This window comes from Pseudomonas sp. AC463, assembly GCF_979253585.1.
This window is the reverse complement of sequence record NZ_CEEDDZ010000010.1, coordinates 119,309-137,708: the sequence shown is the minus strand read 5'-3', so window position 1 is coordinate 137,708 and position 18,400 is coordinate 119,309. Positions and strand designations below refer to the sequence as shown.

The following is an 18,400-nucleotide window of genomic DNA, read 5'->3' as shown; positions in this document are numbered from 1 at the left end:
AACAACCCGGCAAAAGCCCCACGCATCGGATGCGCGGGGCTTTTGCGTGTTAAACAGAATATTTCTCGATAACCCACGGCATAATGCGCGCCGTGCCCTACATATTCAGATAGACGAGGCGGTCAGACGTGTTGAAGAAAACCCTGTTCCAGTTGCACTGGTTCTTCGGCATCACTGCCGGGCTGGTCCTGGCCTTGATGGGGATCACCGGGGCTGCGGTCTCGTTTCAGGATGAAATTTTACGCGCGCTCAACCCCACGGTATTAAGCGTCGAAAAACGCGAAGCCGGTGTGCTGCCGCCCGCCGAACTGGTGCGCAAGCTCGAAACCACCGAAGGCAAGACCGTGGCCATGCTGTGGGTCGAAAGCGAAAGCGGCAATGCCGCCCGCGTGTTCTTCACCCCGCCGCCGGGCGAGCGTCGCGGCCAGATGCGCTACTTCGACCCCTACACCGGCGCCTACATGGGCGACGCCGTCGGCCAGGACGTGTTCGGCTTTATCCTGCAGTTACACCGTTTTCTGGTGATGGGCGAAACCGGTCGACAAATCACCGGCGCCTGCACCCTGATCCTGGTGTTTTTCTGCCTCTCCGGCCTGTACCTGCGCTGGCCGCGCCAGGTCGCGAGCTGGCGCGCCTGGCTGACCCTGGACTGGCGCAAAAAGGGCCGTAGCTTCAACTGGGATCTGCACTCGGTGTTCGGCACCTGGTGCCTGCTGGCTTATCTGTTGTCAGCGTTGACCGGGTTGTCCTGGTCCTACGACTGGTACAGCCAGGGTCTGACCAAGCTGCTGTCCGACGCCCCACAAAACGAACGCGTGCGCAAACGCGGCCCGGCGCCGGAAGGCCCGGCGCCCGTGGCCAACTACGACGCGATCTGGAGCAGCATCTACAGCAACGCGGGCGCCGGCCTGAGCGCCTATAACATCCGCATGCCGGCCGTGGCGGGCCAACCGGCCACCGTCTACTACCTGCTGAAAAATTCGCCCCACGACCGCGCGCTGAACCAGATCAACCTGGACCCGGCCACCGGCGAGGTCAAATCCCACGAGCAGTACGCCAGCAAGAGCTTCAAGGCGCAGATCCTGACCAGCCTCTACGCACTGCACACCGGCAGTTATTTCGGCCTGGCGGGGCGGATTATCCTCACCGTCACCTCGCTGTTGATGCCGCTGTTCTTTATCACCGGCTGGCTGTTGTACCTCGATCGCCGCCGCAAAAAACGCCAGGTGCGGGATGCGCGCAAGAGCCTGGGCGCCAACCACAGTGACGCGCCGGCCTGGCTGATCGGCTTTGCCAGCCAGAGCGGGTTTGCCGAACAGTTGGCCTGGCAGACCGCCGGGCAATTGCAGGCGGCGGGCTTGCCGGTGAAGGTGCAACCATTGGGTAGCGTCAGCCCGGACGACCTGCGCCAGTCGGAAAATGCATTGTTTGTCGTCAGCACCTTCGGCGACGGCGAAGCCCCCGACAACGCCCGGGGTTTCGAGCGCAGCGTGCTCGGCCAGGCGCTGCCCCTCAACGGTCTGAACTACTCGGTGCTGGCCCTGGGTGATCGCCAGTACGAACACTTCTGCGGCTTTGCCCGGCGCCTGCATTTCTGGCTGACCAACCAGGGCGGCAACCCGTTGTTCGCGCCAGTGGAAGTCGACTGCGGCGACAGCGCCGCGCTGCTGAGCTGGCAGCAACAGCTGGGGCAATTGACCGGCCACGCGCCGGCGGCCGCCTGGCCGACCGCCCAGTATGAACACTGGACGCTCGGCCAGCGCACGCTGCTCAACCGTGGCAGCAGCGGCTCCGACGTCTACCTGCTGGGCCTCACCAGCGAATCCCCGCACAGCTGGCAAGCCGGTGACCTGGTGGAAGTGCTGCCGCGCAACTGCCCGTGGGCCATCGAACACTTCCTGCACGGCCTGGGCCTGGCCAGCAGTGATGGCGTGCTGATCGACGGCCTGGCGCAAAGCCTCAACCAGGCCCTGGCCACGCGCCAACTGCCGGACAACCGCGCCCACCTGGTGGGCCTGCATGCCCAGGCACTGGTGAATGCGCTGGCACCGTTGGCGATGCGCGAATACTCCATCGCCTCGATTGCCAGTGACGGCGTGCTAGAGCTGATCGTACGCCAGGAGCGCCACGCGGACGGCAGCCTGGGCCTGGCCTCGGGTTGGCTCACCGAACACGCGGCCATCGGTTCGGCGATCAGCCTGCGCCTGCGCCGCAACAGTGGTTTCCACCTGCCGCAGGTGCCGGTGCCGCTGATCCTGCTCGGCAACGGCACCGGCCTCGCCGGCCTGCGCAGCTTGCTCAAGGCGCGGATTGCCGACGGCCAGCAACGCAACTGGCTGCTGTTCGGCGAACGCACTATCGCCCACGACTACCTGTGCCAGGACGAGCTGCAAGGCTGGCTGGCCAGTGGTGACCTGGCGCTGCTGGACCTGGCGTTTTCCCGCGATCAGGAGGAGAAAATCTACGTCCAGGACCGCCTGCGCGAATCGGCCGACGTGCTGCGTAAATGGCTGGCCGACGGCGCGGCGATTTATGTGTGCGGGAGTTTGCAGGGGATGGCAGCCGGGGTGGACCAAGTGCTGCATGAGGTGCTGGGCAGTGAGGCGGTGGAGCGGTTGATCGAGCAAGGCCGCTATCGCCGGGATGTGTACTGAGTACCTGAAGCAACACAATTCTAATGTGGGAGGGGGCAAGCCCCCTCCCACATTTTTAACTGCATTCCAAATCAGACCGGTTGCAGCTTTTGCTCGAACACTGAGACACCATCCAGATCCCGCAAAGTAACGGTCAACTCCCCCGTCTGCCCCTCAATCTGCACCTCACCAAAAAACTGAAACCCCGCAAACGGCGAAGTGTTCTGCGCCGGCGGTGCCTTCTCGAACACCACCTCGGGCCCAAAGGTTTTATCCAACGGATTAGGCCCGAAACTCCCCGCGTTCAGCGGCCCCGCCACAAACTCCCAGAACGGTTCGAAATCCTGGAACACCGCACGATCCGGGTGGTAGTGATGCGCCGCGCAGTAATGCACATCCGCGGTCAGCCACACATGGTTGCGCACCTGTTGCGCCCGCAAAAATCCCAGCAATTCGGCGATTTCCAACTCGCGACCCTGGGGCGCACCCGGGTCGTTGTTGGCGATCGCTTCCCAGCGCGGCACACCGGGGCTGACTTCGCCGTCGGGCACGCCGAGGCCAATCGGCATGTCGGCGGCAATCACCTTCCACTGCGCCTGGGAAGCCTTGAGTTCGCGCTTGAGCCAGTCCAACTGCTCACGGCCGAGAAAGGGTTTTTCGCCGCCGAGGTTATCGTCGTTCGGCCCGCGATAGCTGCGCATATCCAGCACGAATACATCCAGCAACGGGCCATAACTGAGCTTGCGATAAATGCGCCCGCCGCCATCGGCGCTTTGCCGGCGCATCGGCGAATATTCCAGCCAGGCCTGGCGCGCGCGGCCCACCAAGGTATTGATGTCCTTGGTCTGGTAACGCTCATCGAGTTGCTTGCTCGGCGACCAATTGTTCACCACTTCGTGGTCATCCCACTGCCAGATCTGCGGCACTTCGGCATTGAAGCGCCGCACGTTTTCATCCAGCAGGTTGTAGCGATAATTGCCGCGATATTCATCCAGGGTTTCGGCGACTTTGCTCTTGGCGTCGGTGGTGATATTGCGCCAGATACGCCCGCCCTCGGTGGCAAGCTGCGCGGGCACCGGGCCGTCGGCGTAGATGGTGTCGCCGCTGTGGATAAAGAAGTCCGGCAGGCGCAGGCGCATGGCTTCGTAAATGCGCATGCCGCCGATGTCCGGGTTGATGCCAAAGCCCTGCCCCACGGTGTCGCCGCTCCACACAAAGCGGATGTCGCGCCGCGCGGACGGCACGCTGCGCAAGTGGCCGAACCACGGCTCGCTGGCCACGCCGGTCTGGGCGTCTTCGAAGTGCACGCGGTAGAAAATCGCCTGGTCGGCGGGCAGGCCGCTGAGTTCGACGCGGGCGGTAAAGTCGCTGCGGCTGTCGGCCAGCGGTGAGACGAATCGGCGTGGGTTGCTGAACACGCTGCGGGTGTCCCACTCCACCACCATGCGCGCGGGGCGGTCGCTGCGGCTCCAGATCATCGCGCGATCGCCCAGCAGGTCGCCGGACTGCACACCGTCGGTGAGTTGCGGCCGGTCCTTGACCGAAGCAATCACCGCCGGCGCCAGGCCCGGCAGCAACAGCCCGGCGCCAACGGCTTGCATCACACGGCGACGGCCGAGATCGAAGTGGCTCATGCAGGTGCCCTCTTGGTATCAAAAGGGAGACTTAAGCATGAGCGGATGAAGCAGAGATGACACCGATCTTGTGATCACCGGAGATCAAATGTGGGAGGGGGCTTGCACCCTCCCACATTTTTGATCGATGTCAGGCCTTGGCTGAGGTGACTGCCAGCTCCACCGCGTCCGGCTGCTTGATCAGCGCATACACCAACCCCGTCAGCACACTACCCGCCACAATCGCCAGCAAGTACAGCAGCGCATGGTTGATCGCATTCGGAATCACCAGCACAAACAGCCCGCCGTGGGGCGCCGCCAGCTTGCAGCCAAAATACATCGATAGCGCACCAGTCAACGCGCCGCCGGCGATGCTCGCCGGGATCACCCGCAACGGGTCCTTGGCGGCAAACGGAATGGCGCCTTCAGAGATAAAGCACAGCCCCAGGATCATCGCCGCCTTGCCGGCCTCGCGTTCGGTCTGGGCGAACTTGCGCCGCGCCAGGAACGTGGCGATGCCCATGCCGATTGGCGGCACCATGCCGGCGGCCATGGTCGCGGCCATCGGTGCGCCGCTCGACGCCGCCAGCAGGCCGACGGAAAACGCATACGCGGCCTTGTTGATCGGCCCGCCCAGATCGACACACATCATGCCGCCCAACAGGATCCCCAGCAGCACCGCGTTGGTGGTGCCCATGGTCGCGAGGAAGTCGGTAAGGCCGGTGAGCATGCGCGCCACCGGCGGGCCCACCAGGTAGATCATCGCCAGGCCGGTGAACAGGCTCGCCAGCAACGGGATAATCAGGATCGGCTTGAGTGCCTCCATGCTTTGCGGCAATCGCACGGCACGGGTGATCAGCTTGACGCAGTAGCCCGCGAGGAAACCGGCGAGGATGCCGCCGATAAACCCAGCGCCCAATGTACCCGCCAGCAGGCCGCCGATCATGCCGGGCGCAATGCCGGGACGGTCGGCAATCGAGTAGGCGATATACCCCGCCAGCAGCGGCACCATCAGGGTAAAGGCGGTATTGCCGACGGTTTTTAATGCCGCCGCCAACGTGCCTTCCTGTTCAAACGCGTGAATGCCAAAGGCAAACGACAAGGCGATCAGCAAACCGCCCGCCACCACCATCGGCAGCATGAACGAAACGCCGGTGAGCAAGTGTTTGTACACACCGGTTTTTTCTTGCTTGGCCACCGCGCCAGACGCCGCGCTTTCAACCGCGCCTTCGGCGAGGGCCTTGTTGAGGGTCGCTTCGGATTGCTTGAGGGCAATGCCGGTGCCGCAGCGGTAGATCTTCTTGCCGGCGAAACGCTCGGTGGCCACTTCGATATCGGCGGCGAGCAACACCACGTCGGCATCGGCGATGGCCTGCGGGCTCAACGGCGTGCGCGCGCCCACCGAGCCCTGGGTTTCGACCTGCAGGTCATACCCCAAGCGCTTGGCGGTTTGCTGCAAGGCTTCGGCAGCCATGAAAGTGTGGGCCACGCCGGTCGGGCACGCGGTGATCGCGACGATGCGCGGCGCGTTTTTCGCCGCCTGTTCAGTCGCGACATACACCTGCGCCTCTTCAGCGCCGCGTCGCAGCACAGCGTCGACATCCGCCAGGGCCTGGGCCGGCGTGCTCTGGAACACGCGCTTACCGACAAACCGTTGCATGTCCACCGGCGTGCTGCTGACCAGCAACACCCACTCGGCGTCGTCGATCACCGTCTGGGACAACTGGCGTTCCGGGCGCTGCTCATCCACCACTTCAACGCTGGTGCTCCACCCCTGGCGCTGCGCGGCGGCGTCCAACAAGCGGGCGCACAGCACACTGGTGACCATGCCGTTCGGGCAGGCGGTAACAATGGCTAACTTCATCACAAACCCTCTTATTGTTCTGTCAGCGCGCGTACATCGACGCCGCCTTGCAGATGCGCCAACTGCGCGTCATCGCTGATGCCAAAACCGATCTGCGTCACTGCCATCGCGGCAATCGCCGTGGCGCGGCGCAGGGTCTGTTCGGGGGCTTCGAAACTGAGCAGACCGTGGAGCATCCCGGCCAGCAACGAGTCACCGGCGCCCACGGTACTGGCGACGCTGACTTTGGGCGGCGTGGCATGCAACGCCACGCTCGGGCCGAACCAGTTCACGCCGTCGGCGCCATGGGACACCACCACATGCTGCACGCCCTGCAGTTGCAAACGCTTAGCGGCCTGGGCCTGTTGCGCGACCGAATCGGTCGGGCACTCGAGGGCCTCGGAGAGTTCTTCGGTGTTGGGTTTGATCAACCATGGCCCGGCTTTCAGGCCGGCGCGCAGGGCTTCGCCGCTGGTGTCCAGGGCGACTTTCAAACCAAAGCCTTTCAAGTGTTCCAGCAGGTTCTGCAACCACTGCGGGCTGACACCAAGCGGCAAGCTGCCGGCAACGACCACCGCGTCGTGGCCCGGCGCGATCCACGCCAACTGGTCGAGCAAGGCTTGCTGCGCCTGCTCACTGACAAACGGGCCCGGCGCGTTGATGTCGGTGACCCGGCCATCCTGTTCGGCAATCTTGATATTGCTGCGGGTTTCGCCCGGCACGCGGATAAACGCATCGGCAAACCCACGCCGTGCAATCAGCGCCTCGAACGCCTGGGCGTTGTCGGCGCCGAGAAAGCCGCCCACGGTCACGTCATGGCCGAGGTCGGCCAGCACTTGCGCGACGTTTACGCCCTTGCCGGCAGCGTGGGTCAGCAGGGTGTCGCTGCGGTTGACCGCACCCGGCGCCAGCTGCGCCAGGCGTACGGTGAGGTCCAACGCCGGGTTCAGCGTCAGGGTCAGAATCTTCGCCATTTACACGGCCTCCACAAGGGCACGCACTTCGGCGGGCGAACCCACCGCGAGTGCTTTTTGCGCCAGGCCCTGGGCCTCGCTCAGACTGAATTCACGCACCCGCGCCTTCACTTCAGGAATGCTGCGGGCCGACACACTCAACTCATCCACCCCCAGGCCGACCAGCACCGGCACCGCCAGCGGGTCGGCCGCCAGCTCGCCGCACACGCCGACCCATTTGCCACGGGCATGGGCGGCGCGCACGGTGATGTCGATCAGTTGCAACACCGCCGGGTGCAGGCCGTCAGCCTGGGCCGACAAGGTCGGGTGGCCACGGTCGATGGCCAGGGTGTATTGGGTCAGGTCGTTGGTGCCGACGCTGAAAAAATCCACTTCCTTGGCCAGCACCGGCGCGAGCAGCGCGGCGGAGGGCACTTCGATCATGATCCCCAGTTGCAGGTCGGCCACCGGAATTTCCAGGCGCAGGCGCTCGGTCATGTCGCGGGCCGCGCGCCATTCGTCCACGCTGCCGACCATCGGGAACATGATGCGCAGCGGGCGGTTGTCGGCCGAGCGTAATAGCGCGCGCAGCTGAGCTTCCATGATTTGCGGGCGTTGCAGGGTCAGGCGAATGCCGCGCACGCCGAGGAAGGGGTTTTCTTCCTCGGCAATCGGCCAATACGGCAACGGTTTGTCGCCGCCCACGTCGAGGGTGCGCACCACCAGGGGGCGCCCGTCGAGACCGTCGAGCACGCGGCGGTATTCGGCTTCCTGGGTGGCTTCGTCCGGCGCTTGCGGGTGGGCCATGAAAATCAGTTCGGTGCGCAGCAGGCCAATGCCTTCGGCGCCCTGCTCCACCGCGCTGGCCACGCCAGCGCTTTCGCCGATATTGGCGAACACTTCCACGGCATGGCCGTCGCGGGTCAGCGCCGGTTCATGGCGCTGGGCGGCGGCGGCTTGCAGGCGTTGTTCGCGGGTATCACGCTCGACGGTGGCACGTTGCAGGGTGGCGGCGTCGGGGGCCACGTGCAGGCGGCCGCGTTGGCCATCCAGCAGCAGCGCGGTGCCGCTGGCCAGCAGCAACACGCCGGAACCGGCGCCGACCAGCGCAGGAATCCCAAGGGCACGGGCGACGATGGCACTGTGCGCCGTGGCGCCGCCACGGGCGGTAAGGATGCCGGCGACGCGAGCCGGGTCCAGGCGCGCGACGTCGGACGGGCCGACCTCGTCCATCACCAGAATGTACGGCTCGCTCGGCTCCTGGGCGGTTTCAACGCCGCACAGTTGCGCCAGCACGCGGCGGCCGATGTCACGCAGGTCGGCGGCGCGCTCGGCGAGCAAGGCGTCCTGCAACGACTCCTGCTGCTTGGCGGCGGCTTCGATCACGCTCATCCACGCGGCTTCGGCGCTTTCGCCTTGCTTGAGGCGGGTGTCGACTTCGTCGGTGAGTTCCGGGTCGTCGAGCATTTCCTGGTGGGTGATGAAAATTTCGCGGATGGCCTTGGCCTGGCTGCGTTCGATCAGGCCCTGGATGTCGCGGCGCACCTCGGCCAGGGCGTTTTGCAGGCGCTGGCGCTCAATGCCTGAGGACTCGCCGCGCAGCGGGTAGTCAATGACCTGCTGAACCTGGATATGCGCCGGACCGATGGCGATGCCGGGCGCGGCCGCGATGGCCTGCAGCTGGCTGCCAGCCTGAGGGGCGCTGACCACAGGTTCGATGTCGAGGGCGGCGGGCTGGGCGCTGGCGGTCGGCAATGGCTCGACCTCTTCACCGAGGCCTTCTTCGACGGCGGCCAACAAGGCTGGCAGCGCATCGCCGGCAATGGTTGGCTCGGCGATAAATTCCAGCACCTGGCCACGGCGGGCGCCCAGGCTCAGCAGTTTGCTCAGGCTCTTCACCGACACGGCGCCCACCGGGCCATCGATAACGCGCACGCGGATATCGCCGTCAAAACTTTTCGCCAATTGCGCGAGAATCTTCGCCGGCCGCGCGTGCAGGCCGTGGGCGTTGGCCAGGGTGATGCGCGCGCTCGGCCAGTCCGGCGGCAGTTCGCCGCCCAGCACTTCAAGCACCGCGCGGCTGCTGGTGGCGCGGCCCAATTCCTGGCCGCGCCCTTCAATCAATAACGCGCACAGGCGTTCAAGCAGGGCCTGGTGGGCTTCGCCGAGGCTGGCGAGGCAGAACAAGCCATTGAGCGGCTGCCCGAGGTAGCGCATGGGTTTGTCCGGGGTGACAAACGCCAGGCCCGGGCGCTTGACGGTCTGCTCGCTGTGCAGCCACCACAGGCCATCGCCCAGGGGCAGCGCGTCGACCTGCTGCAGCACGGCGGCGAAACCATTGCTGACACAATCGGCCTGGCGCAACAGACGGGCGCCACGCCACACCAACTCTTCGAAATCATCGGCGGACACGCCGAGGCTGATCATCTGCGCGTCCAGCGCCAGTTCCTGCGGCGCGCCTTGCAGCAGTTTCAGCAACGCTTCGGCGCTGCCGGCGCGGCGCAGCGCCTGGCCGAGGTCGGTTTCGCCGAGGGCGCGGGTGAGCAATTGCAGCAGGCGCAGGTGTTCGTCGGATTTGGCGGCAATGCCAATGGCCAGGTAGACAATCTGGCCGTCGCCCCAGTCCACCCCTTCGGGGAACTGCAGCAGGCGCACGCCGGTGGAAAAAACCTGGTCGCGGGTTTCGGGCGTACCGTGGGGGATGGCAATACCTTGGCCGAGAAAGGTCGAGCCTTGGGCTTCACGGGCTTGCAAGCCGCTGAGGTAACCCTCGGCAACCAGGCCATCGGCCGCCAGTTTGTCAGCGAGCAGGTGCAGGGCGGCAGATTTATCCACAGCCGTCTGGCCCATGGAAATCTGCTCTACAGTGAGCTCAAGCATGCCGTTCTCCTAGTTAGTGCGGTGGCCGCACTAGGTATTGTTTTAAACAAACAGTGTAAGGGGTGTTCATGAATACTGACTGAGCAGTCAATTGGCAGTAGGCACTCAGTCGCGAACGTCGTAAAAATACGCTGGCTGAAACGTTTAATCTAGAATTTATGGCAGATTACGCGTTAATTGCGCATCCTTGAAGGACCACTCGGCGTTTGAGCTGAGACATTAGTCGCGTGCAGTAATCGGTTACGATCGGACAAAATGTCGGGGCAAGCTCCAAAAAACAAGGAAATCCCGGTTTGAAACTCAGTGATATCGCACGTCTGGCCGGTGTGTCCGTAACCACCGCAAGCTACGTCATCAATGGCAAGGCCGAGCAGCAACGCATCAGCAACGCAACCGTCGAACGGGTGCGCGCGGTGGTTGAAGCCCATGGCTTTACGCCCAACCCCCAGGCGGCAGGGCTGCGCAGTCGGCACACGCGCACCTTGGGTTTTATCCTGCCGGACCTGGAAAACCCCAGTTACGCACGTATTGCCAAGTTGCTCGAACAAGGCGCCCGCGCCCGTGGCTATCAGTTGCTGATCGCCAGTTCCGACGACGAGGCCGGCAGCGAACGCCAATTGGCACAGCTGTTCCGCGCGCGGCGGTGCGATGCGCTGTTTGTCGCCAGCTGCTTGCCGGCCAGCGACGACATGTACCGCGAGTTGCAAGCCAAGGGCCTGCCGGTGATTGCGATTGACCGGCAGATGGAGCCCGCGCAGTTCTGCTCAGTGGTCAGCGACGACCGCCAGGCCTGCCAGCAATTGACCACCAGCCTGTTGCAACCGCTGCCCAAGCAGATCGCGTTGATTGGCGCGCGGCCCGAGCTGAGTATCAGCCAGGAGCGCGCGGCCGGGTTTCAGCAGGCGCTGCAAGGCTTCACCGGCGAGGTGCTGGTCGAGCACGGCGAAGCCTTCAGTCGCGACTGTGGCCGACAGCTGATGGAGCAATTACTGCAAAGCCTGGGGCATTTACCTGACGCGCTGGTGACCACGTCCTACGTACTGCTGCAAGGCGTGTTCGACGCACTGCATGACTTCCCGTTGAAGTCGCGGCCTCTGCGCCTGGGCACCTTTGGTGATACCCAGCTGCTGGATTTCCTGCCGCTGCCGGTCAACGCCATGGCCCAGCAACACCAGCAGATCGCCGACACCGCACTGCGCCTGGCCCTGGCTGCGATTGAAGAAGAGCAGTACCAACCTGGCGTGCACGCCATCGGGCGGACGTTCAAGCAGCGGATTCACGAGGCCTGAGCGTGGAGCTGATCGACACCCACACCCACCTGGACTTCCCGGACTTCGACAGCGATCGCCGTGAAGTCCTCACCCACAGCCGTGAGGTCGGTGTGGGGCGCATGGTGGTGCTGGGGGTGTATCAGCAGAATTGGCAGCGGTTATGGGACCTGGTGCAAACCGATGCAGGCTTATTCGCCGCCTTCGGGCTGCACCCGGTGTACCTCGACGACCACCGCCCCGCCGACCTTTCCGAACTGGGCGACTGGCTGACCCGCCTGCAGGGCCATCGCCAGCTGTGCGCGGTGGGTGAGATCGGCTTGGATTACTTCCTCGAAACCCTGGACCGCGAGCGCCAGCAGCAGCTGTTCGAAGCACAGCTGAAGCTGGCGGTGGACTTCCAACTGCCGGCGCTGCTGCACGTACGCCGCAGCCACGCGGCGGTGATCGCCACCCTCAAGCGCATCCGCCTGCCGCGCGGCGGCATCATCCATGCCTTTGCCGGTAGCCGGGAAGAAGCCCGCGAGTACATCAAGCTCGGTTTCAAGCTGGGCCTGGGCGGCGCCGCGACCTGGCCTCAAGCGCTGCGCATGCACAAGGTGCTGGCGCAGTTGCCGCTGGACGCGGTGGTGCTGGAAACCGACTCGCCCGACATGGCACCGGCCATGTACCCGGGCCAGCGCAACAGCCCGCAGCACCTGCCGGCGATCTGCAGTGCGCTGGCCGAACATATGGGTATCAGCGCTCTACTGCTGGCTGAGGCGAGCACACGCAATGCGTGCGAGCTGTTCAACTGGTAGCGCGGGTTTCACCACGTGCAGGTCCAGGGTGAACCGCTGCCGGTGGCGGGCATAACGCAGTGCCAGGAAATGCACCAGCAGCACCACCAGTGACAGATTCAACTGCCCAATCACGCTGATAAAGCCTACCCACTGCGCCACCAATGCCACGGTCAGCACTCCGCAGGTCAGCACCATCATGCTCGGGCTCACCAGCGCCCAGTGATCCAGCGACTTGAGCCGGCGCAGCTGCCGGGGGCAGCCTGCCTGCAGGATGCGCTGGCAATACGGGCACTCGAACGGCTCCTCGATGGCGATGGCATTCAGTTGCCAAGGCTTGAGTTCAAACGTGATGTCGCAATGGGCGCAGTGCCCTTTGATGCCGATTGCCGGGGTCATCGCTGTGCCTCCCCTGAACTTGAATGTGTGTAAAAAACACATTCAAGCTCATCTTCGGGGCGGCAACAGAGCCTCTGGCAAATCAAGACAAGCACCACATCAGCAAACGAGTTTTCCCACGCTTACGCCTTACACGCGAAACGCGCCGATCAAGTGCTTCAACTCGATCACCTGCATCGACAGTTGCCGGCTCGCCGCTTCGGTTTGATGCGCCCCGTCGGCCGCATGCTCGCCGGCGCGGTTGATGGCGACGATGTTCTGGTCGATATCGTGGGCAACCGCGGTCTGCTGCTCCACGGCGGCGGCGATCTGCTGGTTCTGGTCAACGATCATCCCGACGGCGCCCAGGATGTTTTCCAAGGCCTGCTGGACTTTTTCCGACTCGCCCACCGTGCCACTCGCCATTTCATGGCTGCTGCCCATGGCCTTCACCGCCGCCGCCACGCCACTGTGCAGGCGGCTGATCATCTGTTCGATTTCTTCCGTAGAGTGCTGGGTGCGCCGCGCCAGGGTGCGCACCTCGTCGGCCACCACCGCAAAGCCGCGTCCCTGCTCGCCGGCCCGCGCGGCCTCGATGGCGGCATTGAGCGCCAGCAGGTTGGTTTGTTCTGCGATGCTTTTGATCACTTCCAGAACACTGCTGATCGCCTGGCTGTCGATAGCCAACTGGTTGATCACCCGCACCGACTGGTCGATCTCCGACGCCAGCCGCGCGATGCTGCCCTGCTGGGATTGCACCAGGCTACGGCCGCTGACGGTTTCGTCATTGACGCTGTGGGCACTGCTGACCGCCGCCGCCGCACTGCGCGCGACTTCCTGGGCGGTGGACGACATCTGGTTCATGGCCGTGGCGACCTGCTCGATCTGCGTGCGCTGGCCGGAAACCGCCTGGTTACTCTGGGCCGACACGGCTTGCACCTGGCCGGCCTGCAGTTCGACCTGGCTGACGGTATGCCCGACGCGCTCGATCAAATCATGGATTTTCGCCACGGTGCCGTTGAACACCTGGCCCAGCTCGCCCAGCTCATCGCGGCTGTGGGCAACAAAGGTGACCGTCATGTCGCCGGCCGCCACCTTGTCCATCATCGCCCCCAGGCGCCGCAACGTAGTGCGGGTGGAGGCGTAGAAGCCGGCGTACAGATAGAAAATCAGCAGAAACACGGCGGTCAGGGCCGACACCAGCACCACCATGTGCGTGCGGTTCTGCGCCAGGCGTTGCTCCAGTTGCTGACCGATAAAGGTCAAGGTCGCCTCATCGAGTTGATAGGTCTGGGCCATCAATTGGCTGACGTTGTCGTAGAAACCTTGCCAGGGCGCGTCGAGGGTTTCGGCCATCACCACCTGCTCTTCAAAAAGCTCGCTGCCTTTTTTGAGGCTGGCGTTGCTGGCCTTGGCCAGCTCGTCCAGCGCTGCGTGCGCGGGCTTGCTGGCGCCAAGGGCGTCCTGCAACTTGAGGCCATATTCGGCCTGGAGTTTCTCCAATTGCTGCAGCAACTCGTCAAAGCGCGTGCTGGAGGAGGAATTCAGAAACCCCTGGCCCAGGGAATAAGCACCCATCGCCCGGCCTTCGCCGAGGGTCTGGGTGACTTGCGGGGTCACGCTGGTGATCAGTTCGCTGAGCTGGCGCAGGTCGCTCTGGGGGTCGCGGCTCAAGCCGGCCTGGCTGGCGATGATCTGGCTGAGCATCTGCGCCTTGTTCAGCAATTTGCCGATCAAGGCACTTTTGCTGAGCAGCGAGGTTTCCTGCTGCTGGGCCTTGAAGGCCGCCACCATCTCGTCGCGTTTGGCATCAAACGCGGCGACCTGTTCAGGCTCGGTGGTCATCGCGCGCAGGTCTTGCAGGCGGCCCAGTACATTGGTTTCCAGGGCCGTGATCTTGCCTTCAAGGTCGCCGGCCTTGCCCGCCTGGCCGAGGGTCGCGTTGATTTGTACCTGGTTGTTGAGGGTTTCCAGGTCACGGCGCAGCGCCAGGCTGCTGCCGAGCAACTCGAGGCTTTGCAGTTCGGTGCGGGTGCCCTGGAATTCGCGCCAGGAATCGCGCACCAGGTAATAGTTGGTCGCCAGCATCGGCAGCAGGAACAGCACGCTGATCAGGCTGAACTTCATGCCGAAACTCAAACGGTTCATCAGCGCGACGGCGGGATAGAGCAAGCTCTTCACAGGTGAACTCCCTTTCTTTTATTTTTATTTGAGGCGCAGGGCGGCGGCAGAAAGCCACTATTTGGCGCTCTGCCTGTATAGCTCAAATTGAAAGGGAGTTTTGTAACTTAAGGTTAACAACTTGTGGGAGGGGCAAGCCCCTCCCACAGTCTGATCAGGGCAACACGGTCCAGATGGCAAAGCCGGCGTACCACAGCACAGCGGCGCGCAGCAGCAGTTCCCACAGACGGTCGAGGCTGTTGATGCCGTCCGCGCCGACCACTGGTGGCGGGATTTCGGCGGCTACCAGGCCGACTTTTTCCATCAGTTGGGCGGCGCTGATGTCCCAGCTCAACAGCTCATGGAGCATCACGCGGCTGACCGCGACGAAGTTGCCCACCAGGGCAAAGCTGGCGGCCAGCAGGCGCACTGGCAACCAGTCGAAGGCATGACGCAACTGCACGGCGCGCTCGGCCACCAGGGGGTTCTTGCTGTGTTCGCTGGCCAGGGCCAGCAGGCGATACGCCAGCGCAGCCACCGGGCCCAGCAGGAAGTACCAGAAGATCACCGCGAAAAAGCTCTGGTAGGCCTGCCACAGCAGATGGCCCTGGACGCGTTCGAGCAGTTGTTCACCGCTGTCGGCGCTCAGGTTCAAGTCGCGCTCGGCCACGTGCTCGGCGGCTTGCAAGTCACCGCGTCGCCAGGCATCGCGGAAGGGACCGAGACCGGCGAGCACATCACCGCGCCCCAGGCTGTAGATCACCACCAGCAGGTGCACCGGCAGGGCCAACAAGCCGTAGGCCACCGGCTCCAGCACCAGCAGCAACAGCCCCAGCAACGCCACCGGCAACAACACCAGCAGCACCAGAATCAGCCAGGGTTGCTTGCCCATGCGCGGGCTCGCTTCCAGCTTGGCCAACTCGCGCAGCCAACCGCCATCGCGCTGCAACCGCTGGCGCAGGGCCGAGAATTTCTCGATCCATACCGCCAGCACCAACACCAGAAAACTCATCGTGCGTGTCCTCCATCCTGCAGGGCGCTGCGAAAGCGCGTCCAATCAAAAGCGGGGCCGGGGTCGGTCTTGCGCCCCGGTGCGATGTCGCTATGACCACAAATGCGCTGCGCGGTGATGCCAGGGTAGGCCGCCAGCAACTGGCGGGCCAGGTCGATCAGCGCGGCATATTGGGCGTCGGTGAACGGCAGGTCATCGGTACCTTCCAGCTCAATGCCCAAGGAAAAGTCGTTGCAGGTTTCACGCCCTTCGAAGCAAGAAACCCCGGCATGCCAGGCCCGGTCGCTGCAGGACACAAACTGCGTCACCGCGCCGTCGCGCTCAATCAGAAAATGCGCGGACACCCGTAGGTCGGCAATCCCTTCAAAGTAGGGATGTTCCGTGACATCCAGGCGATTCTGAAAAAACTCCTGCACTTTCCCGGTGGCGAACTGCGCCGGCGGCAGGCTGATGTTATGCACCACCAACAGTGATATTTCGCCGGCGGGGCGCTCGTTGAAGTTGGGCGAAGGGCAATGACGAATGCCCTTGCACCAACCACTGGTGGAGTCCAACTGCATACAGGTTCCTTGAACGCGACAAAGTGTTACCAGTATGCCGCGTTCGCCCCTGTGGTTGCGATCACTTGGCGCGATTGAGTTGGCGCAGCTTGCCCACCACCTCCGCCAACGCGCGCTCGAACAGCGGCCCGTCATCCAGCACGTGCAACGCGTCACGCTTGAACGCCAACGCCAGTTCCCCGGCGCTGTGCTCCAGCACCTTGAGCCCGGTGCGGCTGACAAAAATGTAGCTGCCGGCCGGCGCCATGATCGCGGTGAGCCGGCAGCGCAGGGAGTTGGCCGCGCGCGCCTGAAACACCATCCAGGTACCGACCCGCAACTGGTGAACCTTGAGCAGGTCGGGGTCATTGGCCGGCAGGTCTGCGGCTGGGTCCCGCGCCACGGTGCCGAGTACAAATGGCTCGCGCACTTCGATCAACTCGTCGACGCCGTCGGGCGCCTGAATATGCAGGGCCTGCAACCGCACAAAAAATTCTCGGGTGCTGAAAGGGTCGAACGCGGCGCTGGTCAGGCCGTCGCGCAACGCCTTGAGCAGGCCCGGCAACTGTTCGAGCAGGTGGCGCCCGGCTTCGGTGTCCTGCTGCAGGCTGACACTCCAGATCAAGTCATCCATGGTGCGCAGCCCCGCCTGCCATTGCACCGACTGCTCGCCGTACTTGAGACTGGCCAGTAACAGCACCTGGCTCCAGGCCTGTTGCAGGAACTGCACCACCGCCAACGGCAGCACCTTGCCCAGCAAGCGTCGATTAAGCACATCCGCCACGCGCTGGCGGGCTGCTTCGGTGCGCACGCGGCCTTCTTCGGCATCGCGGGTGTGCTGTTCAAGCAGTTCGCTGCGCCGACGCTCGTCGGCAGTAAACGCGCTGAACTCGGCGAGCAACTGGGAGAAAATCGCCGGGTCTTCGACAAACTCATTGAGCAAGCGCTGGACCACATGCTCAATGCGCAGGTAGAGGGGGTCGCGCGGGTAGTCCTCACGCGGGCTCCAGCCCATGGCAGCCGCCGCGATTTCGTTGAGCAGGCGCCGCGCCGGGTGGCTGGCGCAACTGAAAAAGCGCTTGTCCAGTACCGCCACTTTCAGCATCGGGATCTGCAGGCGGGCGATCAACGCCTTGAAGGTATCCGGCACCGCGCGGTCGTTGAGGATGAACTCGAACAACAGCGCGATCAGGTTGATCACGTCTTCGTCCGAATCCTCCACGACTCGCGACTTGCCACTCTTGACGCTGACACGGGTGAGTAATTGCCCCAGCTGGTTGCGCAGGTCGAAATCATCTTCCGCCTCAGGCGCAGGCACGTATTGCTGCAAATGCGACAGCAGGCGCAGCAGGTCACGGGTGGCAATCGGCTGGGGTTCGGCACTGGCTTCGAGGGTCGGCGCGACGCTGCCGCGCAACGTGGTCAGCAATACCTGCAAGGCGGCAAACGCTTCGTGACCATTTTCGTCAACCGGCTGCTCGACGCTCGGCGGCACGTGCGGGCTCGACTGCTCACGGGCCACACGCCCGCCAGCGCGGCGCGATGGCACGGCCTTGAGTTGCGGCAACACTCCCGTTGCGACCAGCAATTGATTGGCTTCGCCGTACAGTTGGTCGGCGTCACTGAGGACGTATTTTTCGAACAGCTTGAGCATGATCAACTTGACGCGGATCTCCACGCCCAGGCTACGCCCCGCCCGCAGGAAAAACTCGCACAACAGTGCCGGGCCCAGCGGGTTTTCACGGTCATCCAGGTGGTTGCCAAGCAGCGCGCTCAAGCGCGCGGTGAGTTGCCCAAGGGCCAGGCCGTCGCGGTGGCGCACCCGCCCCAACATGGCCTCCAGCGCCACGGCTTTTTCCAGTGCATCCCGGGACGTACCTGGTGCCGCGTCATAGGACAGCACCGGCACCAGTTGCAGCTCGCCGCGCCCGGCCTGGCCCAGCTCGGCAAAAGCGTCGAACAGGCGCTCCATGAACACGCGCTCGAAATTCTTGCGCTTGAGGCGCAGGTCGCGCATGGCTTCAAAGAAAATATGGTGGTCGACGTTGCTGCGGGCCTTGTCGGCCATTTCGAACAGCGTGTCGTCGGCGTTATCGAACAGTTCCTGCAGACCTTGCTGCAACTGCTGCGCGGCCTTGTCGCGAACCTGCAGCAACACCACCGGCAGTCGGGCGAGCGGCGATGGCGTGGCCTGTGCCTTGTTGATTGGCACCACCTTTCCGTCATTGTGCATCCTGGCCTCCTGAAACGGCGGTATTGAATTGGGTACAGGCCCGTTGGGCACCATGGAAAACCGGCTATCACCAAGTCGTCAAAGCTATGACGCCAATTGCAAGGCGCGA

At 63.9% G+C, this 18,400-nt stretch carries 12 protein-coding genes and 1 pseudogene; 3 read left to right on the top strand and 10 right to left on the bottom strand.

What is annotated here, in order from left to right; all coding sequences use genetic code 11:
• Positions 1 to 128: 128 nt before the first annotated feature.
• Positions 129 to 2,654: a PepSY domain-containing protein gene (locus AC0IYH_RS14725; protein ID WP_471834908.1), complete on the top strand. Its 2,526-nt coding sequence runs from the start codon at positions 129 to 131 to the stop codon at positions 2,652 to 2,654.
• Positions 2,655 to 2,725: 71 nt separating this feature from the next.
• On the opposite strand, the gene AC0IYH_RS14720 is transcribed toward AC0IYH_RS14725, so the two are convergent.
• From AC0IYH_RS14720 to ptsP, 4 genes are all read right to left on the bottom strand, one after another.
• Entirely contained in the window at positions 2,726 to 4,267 is a 1,542-nt protein-coding gene (locus AC0IYH_RS14720) for an alkaline phosphatase D family protein (RefSeq protein WP_122773675.1), read from the bottom strand.
• A gap of 130 nt (positions 4,268 to 4,397) precedes the next feature.
• Complete coding sequence (locus AC0IYH_RS14715; protein WP_471834906.1) at positions 4,398 to 6,110, bottom strand: PTS fructose-like transporter subunit IIB; 1,713 nt, start codon at positions 6,108 to 6,110, stop codon at positions 4,398 to 4,400.
• Positions 6,111 to 6,121: 11 nt separating this feature from the next.
• Positions 6,122 to 7,063, bottom strand: coding sequence for a 1-phosphofructokinase (pfkB, locus tag AC0IYH_RS14710; protein WP_471834904.1), 942 nt, complete (start codon positions 7,061 to 7,063; stop codon positions 6,122 to 6,124).
• On the bottom strand, positions 7,064 to 9,922 hold the full coding sequence (gene ptsP, locus AC0IYH_RS14705; RefSeq protein WP_471834902.1) for a phosphoenolpyruvate--protein phosphotransferase: 2,859 nt from the start codon (positions 9,920 to 9,922) through the stop codon (positions 7,064 to 7,066).
• A 293-nt stretch (positions 9,923 to 10,215) separates the two neighbouring features.
• Between ptsP and cra the strand changes: the two genes are divergently transcribed.
• A complete protein-coding gene (gene cra / locus AC0IYH_RS14700; protein WP_471834901.1) occupies positions 10,216 to 11,211 on the top strand; it encodes a catabolite repressor/activator in 996 nt (331 codons plus the stop codon).
• Between the two features lie 2 nt (positions 11,212 to 11,213).
• The gene (locus tag AC0IYH_RS14695; protein ID WP_471834899.1) at positions 11,214 to 11,990 is read left to right on the top strand and encodes a TatD family hydrolase; all 777 of its coding nucleotides are present in this window, start codon (positions 11,214 to 11,216) and stop codon (positions 11,988 to 11,990) included.
• Here the strand turns inward: AC0IYH_RS14695 and AC0IYH_RS14690 are convergent.
• The 6 genes and pseudogenes from AC0IYH_RS14690 to AC0IYH_RS14665 form a co-directional block, all read right to left on the bottom strand.
• Entirely contained in the window at positions 11,937 to 12,368 is a 432-nt protein-coding gene (locus AC0IYH_RS14690; RefSeq protein WP_116629158.1) for a hypothetical protein, read from the bottom strand. The two genes, AC0IYH_RS14695 and AC0IYH_RS14690, sit on opposite strands and share 54 nt — an antisense overlap.
• Before the next feature lie 129 nt (positions 12,369 to 12,497).
• On the bottom strand, positions 12,498 to 13,202 hold the full coding sequence (locus AC0IYH_RS14685; RefSeq protein WP_471834972.1) for a methyl-accepting chemotaxis protein: 705 nt from the start codon (positions 13,200 to 13,202) through the stop codon (positions 12,498 to 12,500).
• Positions 13,203 to 13,355: 153 nt separating this feature from the next.
• Positions 13,356 to 13,559 (bottom strand): annotated as a pseudogene (locus tag AC0IYH_RS14680) (HAMP domain-containing protein); the annotation flags it as partial.
• A gap of 1,123 nt (positions 13,560 to 14,682) precedes the next feature.
• Positions 14,683 to 15,519, bottom strand: coding sequence for a regulatory signaling modulator protein AmpE (ampE, locus tag AC0IYH_RS14675; RefSeq protein WP_116629160.1), 837 nt, complete (start codon positions 15,517 to 15,519; stop codon positions 14,683 to 14,685).
• Complete coding sequence (gene ampD / locus AC0IYH_RS14670) at positions 15,516 to 16,079, bottom strand: 1,6-anhydro-N-acetylmuramyl-L-alanine amidase AmpD (protein WP_116629161.1); 564 nt, start codon at positions 16,077 to 16,079, stop codon at positions 15,516 to 15,518. Before ampD ends, ampE begins: the two co-directional genes overlap by 4 nt.
• A 61-nt stretch (positions 16,080 to 16,140) precedes the next feature.
• Positions 16,141 to 18,291: a DUF1631 domain-containing protein gene (locus AC0IYH_RS14665; protein ID WP_471834897.1), complete on the bottom strand. Its 2,151-nt coding sequence runs from the start codon at positions 18,289 to 18,291 to the stop codon at positions 16,141 to 16,143.
• Positions 18,292 to 18,400: the final 109 nt, after the last annotated feature.